This is a genomic window from Shinella sp. GW835-FHT14H05 (genome assembly GCF_058793575.1).
Genome location: NZ_JBXAFY010000016.1, coordinates 24,421 through 38,452 on the forward strand (window position 1 = coordinate 24,421; position 14,032 = coordinate 38,452).

Here is a 14,032-nt window from a genome sequence, read left to right on the forward strand (position 1 = left end):
CTGCCGGGCATCTCCCCCTCAAGGGGGGAGATCGGCAAGTGGCAGACGCTTTGCTCCCACGCGACGTTCGTAATGGGCGAGGCCTCGCCCCATCCAATCTCCCCCCTTGTGGGGGAGATGCCCGGCAGGGCAGAGGGGGGTGACACGGCCTCCACCACCACAGGAGCCCAAGCATGCTGACCGTCGAAAAAGCCAACCTTCACTACGGCGCCGCCCAAGCCCTTCGCGGCATCTCGCTCACCGCCGAAATGGGCAAGATCACCTGCGTGCTCGGCCGCAATGGCGTCGGCAAATCGAGCCTCTTGCGCGCCATCACCGGCCAGCACCCGCTCTCCGCCGGCACCGTTACGTTCAACGACGTGAAGCTCGACGGCATGGCGCCCTACAATCGCGCCAAACACGGCATCGGCTATGTGCCGCAGGGCCGCGAAATCTTCCCGCTGCTGACGGTCAAGGAAAACCTCGAATCCGGCTACGCCCCCGTCAAGCGGTCGGAGCGTTTCATCCCGAACGAGATCTTCAGCCTGTTCCCGGTGCTGCAATCCATGCTCGGCCGGCGCGGCGGCGATCTGTCCGGCGGCCAGCAGCAGCAGCTCGCCATCGGCCGGGCGCTGGTGACGCGGCCAAAGATCCTCGTGCTGGACGAACCGACCGAGGGCATCCAGCCGTCGATCATCAAGGATATCGGCCGGGCGATCAAATATCTGCGCGATTCCACCGGCATGGCCATCCTGCTCGTCGAGCAGTACCTCGATTTCTGCCGCGAGCTTGCCGATCACGTTTACATCATGGATCGCGGCGAGATTGTGCATGAGGGCGCCGCCGAGACGCTCGACACGCCGGAAGCCCGCCGGCACCTGACGGTGTGAGGCCTTACTTCACCGCGCTCTTGATCTCGTTGCGCAGGTCGCGCGCCTTCAGGAAGTTCGGGTTGAGCCGCAGCGCATATTCCAGGTCCGCCAGCGCCTTCGCCGTCTCACCCTTCTTCCGATAGGCGGTGGCGCGGCCGTAATAGGTCTCCTCGTCGTCGAATTTCATCTGCATGGCCGTCTCGAAATCGGCGATCGCCTCGTCGTAGCGTCCGGTTTCCACCAGCACGATGCCTCGATTGTGCCGGGCATTTCTTTGCCGCGGGTTCAGCGCCAGGGCCTGGTCGAGGTCCGCCATCGCCTCCTTGAGCTTGCCGTCGCGCCGGTAGACTTCCGCGCGATTGTTGTAGGTGTCGGCATTCTTGGGATTGAGCGCCAACGCGGCGTTAAGGTCCGCATAGGCCTTGTCGAATTCGCCGAGCCGGTAGAGCGTGAAGCCGCGGGCCGACAGCGCCCCGTCATCCTTCGCATCGAGCGCCAGCGCCTTGTCGAAACTGGCAACGGCAAGCCGCCCTTCACCGCTTTCCGATTGCGCCACGCCGAGATTGCGCAGCGAGACGACGCGGGCGGGGTCGAGGTCGAGCGCCTGGTTGAAATCCGCGATAGCCGCCGCGTAATCGCGCTTCCGCAGATAGGCGACACCGCGCATGTCGTAATAGCCGGGATTCCGGCCGTCGATCCGGATGGCTTCGGAGAGATCGGCGATGCCCGCGTCCACCTCTCCCATCTCCAGCCGGGTGGAACCGCGGCTTTGCAGGGTCTCGGCGCGTTTCGGTTCGAGCATCAGAGCCTGGTCGTAGTCGGCCATGGCGCGCGAAAAATCACCCTTCATCGCATGGGCCGAGCCGCGCGAATTGTAGGAGTTGGCAGTCGGCCGGCGCAGGATCGCCTCGTCGAAATCGGCAATGCCCTTGTCGACATCGCCGAGCCGCACATGGGCGACGCCGCGGTTCTGGTAGGTGTCGGCGCGGGTCGGATCGAGCGTCAGGGCCGCGTCGAAATCCGGAACCGCCTTTGCCAGGTCCCCGGCCAGCAGATAGGCCATGCCGCGGTTGTGGCGGGCGGTCGCGTTGTCGGGCACGAGGTCGACGACGGCCGTGAAATCGGCGATCGCCTTGTCGAACCGGCCCGCCTGCAAATGGAGCTTGCCACGTTCGTTATAGGGGATGGCATTTTTCGGATCGAGCCGGATCGCCCGGTCGAAGTCGGCGATCGTCTGGCCGGCAGCGGCATTGCCGCCACTTTGCTGGGCCTCGGCGGCGGGCGAAAGCGCCAGCCAGAGCGCGATTGCGCCAATTGCAGCTTTCATGCCGATCCTCCGTTTACGGCAAGTTTCGCGGATCGCCCGCCAGCCCCCCTCAAGCGATCCGGGCGGATGTTAGGACATTCCGCGCGGCTTCGCCGTGGCGAAGGTGCAACTGTTGCTGATGATTGTGCTCAGGACTCGCCCTTTGCGGAAAATTCCCGCCGCACGATGCCGTGGCGCTGGAGCTTGTCGTAGAAGGTTTTGCGCGGGATGCCGAGCGCGGCGATCGTCTCCTGCACGTCGCCGCCATGAGCGGAAAGCGTGTCGCGGATGATCTCAGCCTCCAGCCGCTCCAGCCGCTCGGGCAGCGTGCCGCCCGCGTCGGAAACTGGTGGGGCCGGCGTGGCGGCCGAAGGCATCAGGCCCAGCACGGCGCGCTCGGCGAAATGGGAGAGCTCGCGCACATTGCCCGGCCAGTCGTGTTCGCGCAGATGGCGCAGGATTTCGGCCGAAAGCCCGGGTGCGGCGCGCTGGAAGCGCCGGGCGGCGCGTTCGGCGAAATAGCTGAAGAGCAGCGGTATGTCCTCGCGCCGCTCGCGCAGCGGCGGAATGGCGAGCGACACGACGTTCAGGCGATAATAGAGGTCCTCGCGAAAGGTCTTGCGCTGCGCGGGGTCGGCGAGGTCCACCTTCGCGGCGGCGACGATGCGGATGTCGACCGGCCGCACCTCATTGGTGCCGAGCGGCGTCACCTCGCGCAGCTCCAGCACGCGCAGCATCTGGATCTGCGTGGAGAGCGGCATGCTTTCGAGCTCGTCGAGGAACAGCGTGCCACCGCTCGAATGTTCGATGCGGCCAATGCGCTTCTTCTGCGCGCCGGTGAAGGCGCCGGGCTCGTGGCCGAACAGCTCGCTCTCGATCACCTGTTCGGGGAGCGCCCCGCAATTCAGCGCCACGAAATGGCCCTTCGCCCTGCGGCTCCAGCCGTGTAGCAGGCGAGCGACGACCTCTTTGCCGCTGCCGGTCTCGCCCGTCACCAGCACGTCGACATCGGTATCGGCGATCTGGCGCAGCGTCTGGCGCAGGCGGTCCATCACCGGCGTCTGGCCGATCAGCGGAAAATCGTCCTCCGCCTGCCGGGCGGCCTCGCGCAGGCGGCGGTTTTCCAGCACGAGGCCACGTTTTTCCGCGGCGCGGCGCACGCACTGGATCAGCCGCTCGGCGGGAAAGGGCTTGGCGATGAAGTCGTAGACGCCGTCTTGGATCGCCTTCACGGCCGTCGAGATATCGCCGTGGCCGGTGACAAGGATCACCGGGATTTCGGCGTCGAGGCCCTGGATGCGCTCGAAAAGCTGGAGCCCGTCTAGGCCCGGCATGCGGATATCCGAGACGACGACACCGGCAAAATCCCGGTCGAGCATGCCGAGCGCGTCGGTGGCAGCACCCAGCGGCGAGACGTCGAAACCCGCCAGTTCCAGCGTCTGGGCGGTGGCGCGCAGGAGCTGCTGGTCGTCGTCGATGAGGAGGACGGGCGTCGTCATACGGGCGCCTTTCTGAGATGGACCTTGAAGCAGGCGCCGCGCTCGCCCGTCTCCACCTCCAGCTGGCCGCCATAATCGGAGACGATGTCCTTGGCGATGACGAGGCCAAGGCCGAGGCCTTTTTCCTTGGACGTGTTGAAGGGCTCGAACAGCGAGCCGAGGATGGCGGGCGACAGGCCGGGGCCGTTGTCGGCGACGGCGATGACGACCTCGCCATTCGTGACCACCGACACGTCGACGCGGCCGTCCGCCTGGTCCTCGACCGCCTCCAGCGCGTTCTGGAAGAGGTTGATGAACACCTGCTCCAGCCGCAGCCGGTTGCCCATCACGCTCAGTCCTTCCGGCAGCGGCGCGATGATCAGGCGTTCCAGCCGACCGGTGAAACGGCTGCGCAGCAGCATGATCGCACCGTCGACGACGTCGCGCAGCGCCACCGGCTCCTCGCCGGAGCGGCCCTTGCGGGCGAGCGCCTTGAGGTCTTCGGTGATCGTCGCGATGCGGTCGGTGAGGTCGGCGATGAGGCCGAGGTTTTCCAGCACCGGCTCCGGCTTGCTGCGCGCCAGGAACACCTTGGAATTGTCGGCATAGGCGCGGATGGTGGCGAGCGGCTGGTTGATTTCATGCGCCACGCCCGCCGCCACCTGGCCGAGAATCGCGAGGCGGTTCGCCTGCACGAGATCCTGCTGCACGGCCTGCAGCTTCGTCTCGGTCGCGCGGTGGTCGGCGATTTCGGCCTGCAGGTGGTCGCGGGCGAGGCTCAAGTCGCGGGTGCGCTCGATCACGCGGCGTTCCAGTTCCTCGCGCGCCGCCTGGTCGCGGGCGATGGTGGCGAGCGCCATCTGGCGCCGGCGCAGCCAGACGGCGGCGGCAAGCGTGATCGCGCCAAGCGCCAGCACGGCCAGAAGCCGCGCCTCGCGCATGCTGGTCGCGACGGCGTCGGCGACCGGCACGAGATATTCGAACTGCCAGGGCGTGCTGGCGACCGCCGTGGTGATGCGCAGATAGGCCTCCGCACCGCCGCCCGGCTGCACGGCGCGGATGACGCGGCTGTCCGCCGTCTCCTCGAAGGGCAGCGGTGCCAGCGGCGCTTCGCCAAATTGCAGGCTTTCGCGAATGGCCGCAAGGCTTTCGGCCGGCAGACGCTCGGTGGTCATGAAGCGCCAGGAGGGGATGCTGGTGATCAGCACCACATGGTCGGCATCGACGACATAGGAGGGGCGCTGCGTCTCGTGCCAGTCCCGTTCGAGCTGGTCGAACTCCATCTTGACCACGACGACACCGAGCGGCGTTTGCGCCGGGCCGATGCGGTGCGAGATATAGAGCCCGGGCCGCTTGCTAACCGAACCCAGCGCAAAATGCTCGGCCGTGCCCTCCGCCATCGCGCGGGAAAAATAGGCGCGGAAGGAATAGTCGTTGCCGACGAAGCTGGTCGGCTCGCGCCAGTTGCTCGCGGAAATCGCCACGCCCTTGGGATCGATCACATAGATCACCGCGGCGCTGGTGCCGGCGACGAGATCCTCAAGCTTGCGATCGAGGAAGCTGCGCTTCGCCGGGTCGGCGCCCGCCAGCGCCTCCGTGACATCCCGGTCGCGCGACAGCAGGAAGGGCAGCGCCCGCGGGCGTTCCAGCACGGCGCGCAGCAGCGCCACCTTGAGGTTCGCATCCGTGCGGCCCTGCGCCTCCAGCGCCGAAAGCGCGGCCGAGCGGCCATAGACCCCGGCGGCATAAAGCGCGGCGATCGACACCAGCAGCAGCACGAGGGCAAACGCCACCCACTGCCGCCGCGTCGCGCGGGAGAGCGTCTTCTGCGTGCTGGTTTGCGAGGGCGCGTCCATCGGGAATTTTGAGCATGAAACCGCACGACACTCAAGGTTTTTCGTGCGGATATCCGCACAGACGCGGATCACAGCTCACGCGGCCTTAAAATAAAATCGTTCTTTTACAGCTACTTACCCTCAAAAATGCAAACTGGCACGCCCCTTGCTGAGCTTGTGCCAGTTTCAGCAAGTCACCCTGGGAAGAGCCGGTTTTCCGGTTGGGGTGTAAAAGGAGGAAGTCATGCATATCCCGTCTGCAGACGCGCAACCGCGTGCCAAAATCCCGTTCTACCGCCACCTCTATGTCCAGGTCATCGTCGCCATCGTCGCCGGCATGCTGGTCGGCCACTACTATCCCGATTTCGGCGCCAGCCTGAAGCCGCTCGGCGATGCCTTCATCAAGCTCGTCAAGATGATCATCGCCCCGGTGATCTTCCTGACCGTCGCGACCGGCATTGCCGGCATGTCGGACCTGAAGAAGGTGGGCCGCGTCGCCGGCAAGGCGATGCTCTACTTCCTCACCTTCTCGACGCTGGCCTTGGTCGTCGGCATGATCGTCGCCAATGTCATCCAGCCGGGCGCGGGCATGCATATCGATCCCGCCTCGCTCGATGCCAATGCGGTGGCGACCTATGCCTCCAAGGCGCATGAATCGACCATCACCGGCTTCCTGATGAACATCATCCCGCAGACCATCGTCGGTGCCTTTGCCGAGGGCGATATCCTGCAGGTGCTGTTCTTCTCCGTGCTGTTCGGCATCGCGCTCGGCATGGTCGGCGAACAGGGCAAGCCGGTCGTCGATTTCCTCCAGGCGCTGACGAGCCCGATCTTCCGGCTGGTCGCCATCCTCATGAAGGCCGCCCCCATCGGCGCCTTCGGCGCCATGGCGTTCACCATCGGCAAATACGGCATCGGCTCGGTCGCCAACCTCGCCTTCCTGATCGCCACCTTCTACCTTACCGCCTTCGTCTTCGTCTTCGTGGTGCTGGGCGCGGTCGCCAAGTACAATGGCTTCTCGATCCTGGCGCTCATCCGCTACATCAAGGAAGAGCTGTTGCTGGTGCTCGGCACCTCGTCGTCCGAGGCCGCCCTTCCGGGCCTGATGCAGAAGATGGAACGCGCCGGCTGCAAGCGCTCGGTCGTCGGCCTCGTCATCCCGACGGGTTATTCGTTCAACCTCGACGGCACGAACATCTACATGACGCTCGCAGCCCTCTTCATCGCGCAGGCCGTCGATATCAACCTGTCGTTCGGCGACCAGGTGCTGCTGCTGCTCGTCGCCATGCTGAGCTCCAAGGGTGCCGCGGGCATCACGGGTGCAGGCTTCATCACGCTGGCCGCCACGCTCTCCGTCGTGCCTTCCGTGCCGGTCGCCGGCATGGCGCTGATCCTCGGCATCGACCGCTTCATGTCGGAATGCCGCGCGCTCACCAACTTCATCGGCAATGCGGTCGCCACCATCGTCGTCGCCCGCTGGGAAAACGAACTCGACGTCGAGAAGCTCAACGCCGCACTCAGCGGCGGCCGCGAGCCCATCGCCGACACGCCAGCGCTCCAGCCGGCCGAGTGATCCTCAGCCTTTGAACAAATTTACAACCCTGCGAAAGCGGGGTTGTCTTTTTTTGGGGAAGGTCACGCCGAGCGGCGCAGCATCAGGTCCGATTTGAGCAGGATCTGGTCCTTGGCCGAGGCGGGGTCTTCGGTGTCGCTGAGCTTGCGCAGCAGGAGCTCGATCGCCAGACGGCCGATCTCGTTGTAGTTCTGCGCCACCGTGGTGATGGGCGGGCAGGCATATTGCGATAGCGGATGGTCGTCATGACCGGCGACGCGCAGATCGTAGTCGGCGCCGTGGCCGACCTTCAGCCCCCGCTGCCAGGCGGCGGCGATGACGCCGAAGGCGAGGCGGTCGTTGGCGCAAAGGATGGTGCGCGAGGCGAGCGCATCGGGCTTCTCGAAGAGGCGGCTTGCCTCCTCGAAGGCGAAGCGCTCGAAATCCCATGTCGTGGCGTTTGCGACGGGCAGGATATGCGGCTCGACATTCAGCCGCGCCATCGCCTCACGATAGGCGCTGAGGCGGGTGGCGGCATTGGTGTTGACGTTGGGCATGCCGAAATAGCAGGGCGGCTCGCCGGAGCGGCAGAGATAATCGACGATCAGCCCGAAACTCTGGCGGTTGTCCGTGCCGACGAAGGCGGAGGTCTCGTCGATCGGCGAATCGACATAGACCAGCGGAATGGACTGTCCGAGCTGCTCCAGCGTCGTCTGGCGCGCGCCCACACCGAGCGGCGCGATGATGGCGCCCGCCACGTTCATCGACTTGAAGGTCTTGATCGCATTATCCTCCATCTCCTTGCGCCCATCCGAGGAGAGCACGAAGGCGAGGAAGCCGGCCTCGTTGGCGATAAGCTCGATGCGCCGCGTCAGCGCCATGTAGAAAGGATCGGTGGAGTTCGGGATGACCACGCCGAGGATGTTGGAGCGGCGGCGGTTGAGGTTGACGGCAAAAATGTTCGGCCGGAAGCCGGATTTCTTCAGCGCCTCCTCGATGGCGTCGCGCGTGCGCTTGCGCACCGAGGAGGGGTCGTTGAAGTATTTCGACACCGTGGGCCGGGACAGGCCGACGAACTCGGAAAAATCCTCCATTGTCCTGATCGACTTGGCCAAGCCTGGCGCTCCTTGCGGGTTCTGCTCTCGCCTTCTTAAAGCATTTCCGCTTTTCTCCGAATCGCGAAAACGCTTTAATTCTTTGTTTTCCGCAATTTCCGAACTCAGTCGGCGACGAATTGCACCTTCATCGTGGCGGGGTCCGTCGGCTTCTTCGTGAAGAAGGGGAGAATGTCGGCGAGCGGCAGCCGGTGCGATACGAGTTTCGCCATGCGGCCGTCGTCCCGCTTCAGGATGTCCAGCGCATCGGGGATGTTGCGGTTCAGCGAGTGCGAGCCGACGAGTTTCAATTGCCGGCGGAAGATCTCGAAGGGCGCCACGGAGATGCGGGCATCCGGCGCGCAGACGCCGAAGATCAGCGCCGTACCGCCATCCGCGAGAAGATCGATCATGCCTTCCACGACGCTGGCAATGCCGGTGGCATCAGCCACGAAATCATAGGAGCGCCGCCTGGCCGCCAGGTCCTCGGAGCCGGAGACGATGCCGCCAAGGCCGAGTTCGGCGGCGAAGGCGAGGCGGCTTTCGTTGATGTCGGCGACCGTGACGTTTTCCGCACCTTCCGCCTTCAGCGACAGCGCCAGGAACAGGCCGATCGGCCCGGCGCCGATGACCAGCGCATCCTTCGGCATCGGCGCACCGTGGCGCAGGCCCGCGGCACCCAGCCCGTTCAGCACGCAGGCGAGCGGTTCGGCAAGTGCTGCGACGGAATAGGGCATGTCGCCGATACCGTGCAGATGCTCGGCGCGCACCACACTGTATTCGGCAAAGCCGCCATCGTGCGAGACGCCATAGGCCTTGAGGTCGCGGCAAAGATTGGTCAGCCCCTTGCGGCAGGACGGGCAGGTGCCGCAGGGCAGGTTGGGGTCGACGGCGACGCGGTCGCCGGTGCGCAAGCCGGTAACGTCGGCGGCAAGGGCCGCGATCTCGCCGGCATATTCATGGCCCGGCACCACCGGAAAGGCGCCGTCGCCGTAGCGGGCGTGCAGCACGTCGATATCCGTGTGGCAGAGGCCGGAGGCCTTGACGCGGATCAGCGCGTGGCCGGCGGGCAGGTCGCCGAGGTCGAACTCGGCGAGCGACGCCTCGCCCTTGCCGGTGAAGCGGATCGCCTTCATCAGCTCATCCAGTTCCCGCCGTCGACATTGTATGTCTGGGCGAGGATGTAATCGCTGTCCTTGGAGGCGAGGAAGACGGCGAGGCCCTTGATGTCCTCTGGCGTGGCGAAACGGCCGATCGGCACGGATTTCGCGACCGAGGCCTTCTTCTCGCCCGGCTTCAGCCCTTCCCATTCGGCAAATTTCGCATCCACGACATCCCAGTGCTCGCCGTCGACGACGCCCGGCGCAATCGCATTGACGTTGATGCCGTGTTTGACGAGCGCGAGTGCCGCCGATTGCGTGGCGGAAATGATCGCCGCCTTGGAGGCGCAGTAGAGCGTCACCAACGCCTCGCCGCGCCGGCCGGCCTGGCTTGCCATGTTGATGATCTTGCCGCCGCGCCCGCGCGCGATCATGACATTGGCGACCGCCTTCATCGTGAACAGCGGCCCCTTGAGATTGACGTCGAAGACACGATCGTAACTCTCCTCGGTGATCGCCTGGATGGGCGCCATGTCGAAGATCGCGGCATTGTTGACGAGGATGTCGATGCCGCCGAAATCCGCGTCGACCTTTTTGACGACGGCGTCGATGTCAGCGAGGTCGGTGACGTCGAGCTTGATGGCGCTGGCCGCAGGACCAATCGAGGCGGCCGCTTCGCTGGCGCGCTCCAGGTTGATATCGGCGATGATGACGCGCGCGCCCTCGGCCACGAAGGCTTCCGCAAAGCCGAGGCCGATGCCGCGTGCGCCGCCGGTGATGAGGGCTATCTTGTCCTGCAATCTCATGTGTCTCTCCATCCGCTCGCCTGGCGAGGCCGGTTCAATAGCATAGTCTGGCATTCGAGAAACCCGGCGCCAAGGCGCCGGGCTTCCGGGAGGACCCGCGGCCAGGCCGCAGGCTGAAACCCTACTTGATGTAGCCGGCGCGCGTCATATCGCGCTCCACCTGGGTCTGCGAGGCGTCCAGCGCCGCATCCACCGTCTGCTGACCGGCAAGGGCCGCGCTGATCTGCTGGCCGACGAAAGTGCCGATCGCCTGGAATTCCGGAATGGCGACGAACTGCACGCCGGTATAGGGCACCGGATCCTTGGTGGGCTTCGACGGATCGGCCGACAGGATCGCCTGCAGCACGGTTTCGGCGAAGGGGGCCGCCTTCTGGTATTCGGCAAGCGCATAGGTGGATTTGCGCGTGCCCGGCGGCACGGCAACCCAGCCTTCGCTTTCGCCGACCAGCTTCACATAGTCCTTCGAGGTCGCCCATTTCAGGAAGGATTTCGCGACTTCGGCCTTCTGCGAGGTTGCCGGAATGGCGAGGTTCCACGACCAGGACCAGCTCGATCCGTTGGCCGTCTCGGCCGTCGGCGAGCGGGTGAAGGCGATCTTGTCAGCCACCTGGCTCTGCTTGGGATCATAGACGCGGCCTGCCGCCGAGGTGGCGTCGATCCACATGGCGCAATGGCCGGTGGCAAACAGCGTCTGGTTCTCGTTGAAACCGTTGGCGGTGGCGCCCGCCGGGCCATAGGTGCCGAGCAGCGCGACATAGTCGGTGATCGCCTTCTTCCACGGCTCGGAGTTCAGCTGCGGCTTCCAGTCCATGTCGAACCAGCGGCCGCCATAGGCGTTCACCATGGTGCCGACGAAGGCCATGTTCTCGCCCCAGCCCGGCTTGCCGCGCAGGCAGATGCCATATTGCTGCTTGTCCTTGTCGGTGAGCTTTGCGGCGAATTCCTTGATCTGCTCATAGGTCGGCTGTTCCGGCATCGTCAGGCCGGCGGCGTCGAACAGGTCCTTGCGGTAGAGCGTGAACGAGCTTTCCGTATAGAACGGCACGGCATAGAGCTTGCCGTCGACGGTCAGGCCCGCCTTGATCGGCTCCAGAAGGTCGGCGTAGTCGTAGTCGTCGCCGAGATCGTCGACCGGCGTCAGCCAGCCCTGCTTGCCCCAGATCGGCGCTTCGTAGCCGCCGATGGTCATGATGTCGAACTGGCCGCCCTTGGTGGCGATGTCGGTCGTCACGCGCTCGCGCAGCACGTTTTCTTCCAGAACGATCCAGTTGATCTTGTTGCCGGTTTCCTTCTCCCAGGCGGCCGACAGCTTCTGCATGATGATCATGTCGCCATTGTTGACGGTGGCGATGCTGATCTCCTCGGCCTGCGCCAGCCCGGCTGCAAGGGCAAACATGGCAGTCGACGAGAGAATGCGGGTAAGGGTCCTCATGAGTCCGTTCCTCCTTTACGGATGCACACGCATAAAGCTACATGCGTAAATTTTTATCAGGCAAGACGGGGTAAGTTGTCAAGCGGCAAAATCGGCCGGTTTTTCACCGTTTGCAGCGCCTGTTTTCTAAATAACTGATAATAAAGCGGTAATTTCCGTTCCATTTTGCAGCGCGGAATCCGATTTGCTGCGTTGCCGCATAATACGATGCTGAAGGATTGTTTACGCGCGTCAAATTACCTTGACTTTTCCGTCACCAATCCGCACTCTCCGGGAAAGAATGGATGCGCCCGCAGGGAGAGAGCATTGGCAGGAAAAAGCGTTTTGGCGCCGGAGGCCCTGGGGCCGACGGTCACGGTCGGCGAAATCCTCGTCGAAATCATGGCCACCACCATCGGCGCGGGGTTCCTCGCGCCGCAGTCCCTCATCGGGCCGTTCCCGAGCGGCGCGCCGGCCATCTTCATCGACCAGGTGGCGAAGATCGGCGGGGCGGCCGGCATCGTCTCGGCCGTCGGCGACGACGATTTCGGCACGCTCAATGTCGAACGCCTGCGGGACGACGGCGTGGACGTCTCCGCCATCGCCACCATCACGGGCAAACCCACCGGCAGCGCCTTCGTGCGCTATCGGCCGGACGGCGCGCGCGACTTCGTCTTCAACATCACCCATTCGGCCGCAGGCGACACGCGCATGACCGGGGCGGCGCGCGCCCTCATCGCGCGGGCCGGCCATGTGCATGTCATGGGCTCGGCCTTCGCCATTCCGGGCATTGCCGAAATCCTCCTCGAAGCCATCGCCGTGGTGAAGGCGCGCGGCGGCTCGGTCTCCTTCGATCCGAACATCCGCAAGGAGCTGGTGCAGGGCGAGGCGGGGCGCAGGCTGATCGACGACGTGCTCGCCGCCACCGACCTGCTGCTGCCGTCGGGCGACGAATTGCTGGTCGCGGCCGGCGAGGCGACGGAGGCGGCGGCCGTCGAGCGCCTGCTGGCGCTCGGCGTCGGCGAGATCGTGCTGAAGCGCGGCAGCGAGGGCTCCAGCCATTTCAGCACGACCTTCGGCCGCGTCGACTGCGCCGCCTTCCGCGTCGAGGAAATCGATCCGACCGGGGCGGGCGACTGTTTCGGCGCCGCCTATCTGACCTGCCGCCGCGCCGGGCTGCCGCCGGCCGCAGCACTGCTTTACGCCAATGCCGCGGGTGCGCGCACGGTCACGAAACAGGGGCCGATGGAAGGCGTGTCCGGCAAGGACGAGCTCGACCGATTCATAGCGGGCGCCGGCCGGGAGATGGCACCATGAGCACCGTCCTGACCGGCCTCGCCGACGCCCGCCGCAGCGGCCAGCCCTATGGCATCGCCTCCATCTGCTCCGCCCATCCGACCGTGCTGCGTTCCGCACTCCGCCGCGCCGCCAAGAACGGCCGGCCGGTGCTGATCGAGGCGACCTGCAACCAGGTCAACCAGTTCGGCGGTTATACCGGCATGACGCCGGCCGATTTCATCGGTTTCGTCGGGGGCATCGCCCGCGAGGAGGGCGTCGCACGCGAGCAGATCCTGTTCGGAGGCGATCATCTCGGCCCCAATCCGTGGCGCAAGGAGCCGGCGGAGATCGCGCTGAAAAAGGCAGCCGACATGGTGGATGCCTATGTCACGGCCGGGTTTACCAAAATCCATCTCGACGCTTCGATGGGCTGCGCAGGTGAACCCGTAGCCCTCGACGACGCCACCGTGGCCGAGCGCGCCGCGGCCCTCTGCGCCGTCGCCGAAAAAGCGGCCGCGCGCGCCGGCCTCGCCCCGCCCGTCTATATCCTCGGCACGGAAGTGCCCGTGCCGGGCGGCGCCGATCACGCGCTTTCGACCGTCGAACCGACATCGCCCGCCGCGGCCCGCGAAACCATCGCCGTGCACCGCGCCGCCTTCGCCAAGGCGGGGCTCGATGTGGCCTTCGCCCGCGTCATCGCCTTCGTCGTGCAGCCCGGCGTCGAATTCGGCAGCGACAATGTCATCGCCTACGATCCGCCGCGCGCCGCCGCCTTGAGCGCCTTGCTCGACGAGGAGCCCGCACTGGTCTTCGAGGCCCATTCCACCGATTACCAGACGGAGGCGGCGCTCGCCGCCCTCGTGCGCGACGGCTATCCCATCCTGAAAGTCGGCCCCGGCCTGACCTTCGCCTATCGCGAAGCGCTCTATGCCCTCGACCTCGTCGCCTCGGACATCGTGCCCGGCTACGGCGACCGCCCGCTCGCCAAGGCCATGGAAGCCCTGATGACGGCGGCACCCGGCTATTGGAGCGGCTACTACCACGGCGACGAGACGGCGCTGCGCATCCAGCGCCATTTCAGCTACAGCGACCGCATCCGCTACTACTGGACGCGCCCCGAGGCGGAAGCCGCGGTCGCGGCGTTGATGACCGCGCTTGAGGGCGTACGCATTCCCGAAACGGTGCTGCACCAGTACCTGCCGCAGGTCGAGGGCTCCAATGCCCGGGCCATCCTCGTCGCCGCCGTGGACCGCGTGCTCGCCGTCTATGACGGCGCCTGCCGTCCGTAAAACGCCCAACGCCGAGTATAAAAAAGGGCGGC

At 65.5% G+C, this 14,032-nt stretch carries 11 protein-coding genes; 4 read left to right on the forward strand and 7 right to left on the reverse strand.

All coding sequences use genetic code 11. The features are described 5' to 3' along the window. Window positions 1-173: 173 nt before the first annotated feature. Window positions 174-869 (forward strand): urea ABC transporter ATP-binding subunit UrtE, encoded by a 696-nt coding sequence (gene urtE, locus AC1Q6Z_RS29560; RefSeq protein WP_435268110.1) that lies wholly within the window; start codon window positions 174-176, stop codon window positions 867-869. A 4-nt stretch (window positions 870-873) separates the two neighbouring features. Here the strand turns inward: urtE and AC1Q6Z_RS29565 are convergent, their stop codons facing one another. From AC1Q6Z_RS29565 to AC1Q6Z_RS29575, 3 genes are all read right to left on the reverse strand, one after another. Next, window positions 874-2,178 carry a tetratricopeptide repeat protein gene (locus AC1Q6Z_RS29565; RefSeq protein WP_439617183.1) on the reverse strand — a complete coding sequence of 435 codons (1,305 nt, stop codon included), beginning with the start codon at window positions 2,176-2,178 and terminating at the stop codon, window positions 874-876. 128 nt (window positions 2,179-2,306) lie between these two features. Then, a complete protein-coding gene (locus tag AC1Q6Z_RS29570; RefSeq protein WP_492650092.1) occupies window positions 2,307-3,656 on the reverse strand; it encodes a sigma-54-dependent transcriptional regulator in 1,350 nt (449 codons plus the stop codon). Further along, the gene (locus AC1Q6Z_RS29575) at window positions 3,653-5,491 is read right to left on the reverse strand and encodes a sensor histidine kinase (RefSeq protein WP_492650093.1); all 1,839 of its coding nucleotides are present in this window, start codon (window positions 5,489-5,491) and stop codon (window positions 3,653-3,655) included. Before AC1Q6Z_RS29575 ends, AC1Q6Z_RS29570 begins: the two co-directional genes overlap by 4 nt. A 223-nt stretch (window positions 5,492-5,714) precedes the next feature. On the opposite strand from AC1Q6Z_RS29575, the gene AC1Q6Z_RS29580 reads away from it, so the two are divergent. Continuing rightward, window positions 5,715-7,043, forward strand: coding sequence for a dicarboxylate/amino acid:cation symporter (locus tag AC1Q6Z_RS29580; protein ID WP_492650094.1), 1,329 nt, complete (start codon window positions 5,715-5,717; stop codon window positions 7,041-7,043). Between the two features lie 62 nt (window positions 7,044-7,105). Here the strand turns inward: AC1Q6Z_RS29580 and AC1Q6Z_RS29585 are convergent, their stop codons facing one another. The 4 genes from AC1Q6Z_RS29585 to AC1Q6Z_RS29600 form a co-directional block, all read right to left on the reverse strand. Then, entirely contained in the window at window positions 7,106-8,116 is a 1,011-nt protein-coding gene (locus AC1Q6Z_RS29585; RefSeq protein WP_435268221.1) for a LacI family DNA-binding transcriptional regulator, read from the reverse strand. A gap of 125 nt (window positions 8,117-8,241) precedes the next feature. After that, on the reverse strand, window positions 8,242-9,252 hold the full coding sequence (locus AC1Q6Z_RS29590; protein ID WP_492650095.1) for a zinc-dependent alcohol dehydrogenase family protein: 1,011 nt from the start codon (window positions 9,250-9,252) through the stop codon (window positions 8,242-8,244). Continuing rightward, window positions 9,252-10,022: an L-iditol 2-dehydrogenase gene (locus AC1Q6Z_RS29595; RefSeq protein WP_492650096.1), complete on the reverse strand. Its 771-nt coding sequence runs from the start codon at window positions 10,020-10,022 to the stop codon at window positions 9,252-9,254. The genes AC1Q6Z_RS29590 and AC1Q6Z_RS29595 overlap by 1 nt, the downstream gene beginning before the upstream one ends. Window positions 10,023-10,143: 121 nt before the next feature. Then, entirely contained in the window at window positions 10,144-11,454 is a 1,311-nt protein-coding gene (locus tag AC1Q6Z_RS29600) for an ABC transporter substrate-binding protein (RefSeq protein ID WP_492650097.1), read from the reverse strand. A gap of 306 nt (window positions 11,455-11,760) precedes the next feature. Here AC1Q6Z_RS29600 and AC1Q6Z_RS29605 point away from each other — a divergent pair, with 306 nt between their 5' ends. Both AC1Q6Z_RS29605 and AC1Q6Z_RS29610 read left to right on the forward strand, forming a co-directional pair. Then, entirely contained in the window at window positions 11,761-12,750 is a 990-nt protein-coding gene (locus tag AC1Q6Z_RS29605; RefSeq protein ID WP_492650098.1) for a tagatose kinase, read from the forward strand. Continuing rightward, the gene (locus tag AC1Q6Z_RS29610) at window positions 12,747-14,000 is read left to right on the forward strand and encodes a D-tagatose-bisphosphate aldolase, class II, non-catalytic subunit (RefSeq protein ID WP_492650099.1); all 1,254 of its coding nucleotides are present in this window, start codon (window positions 12,747-12,749) and stop codon (window positions 13,998-14,000) included. Before AC1Q6Z_RS29605 ends, AC1Q6Z_RS29610 begins: the two co-directional genes overlap by 4 nt. Window positions 14,001-14,032: the final 32 nt, after the last annotated feature.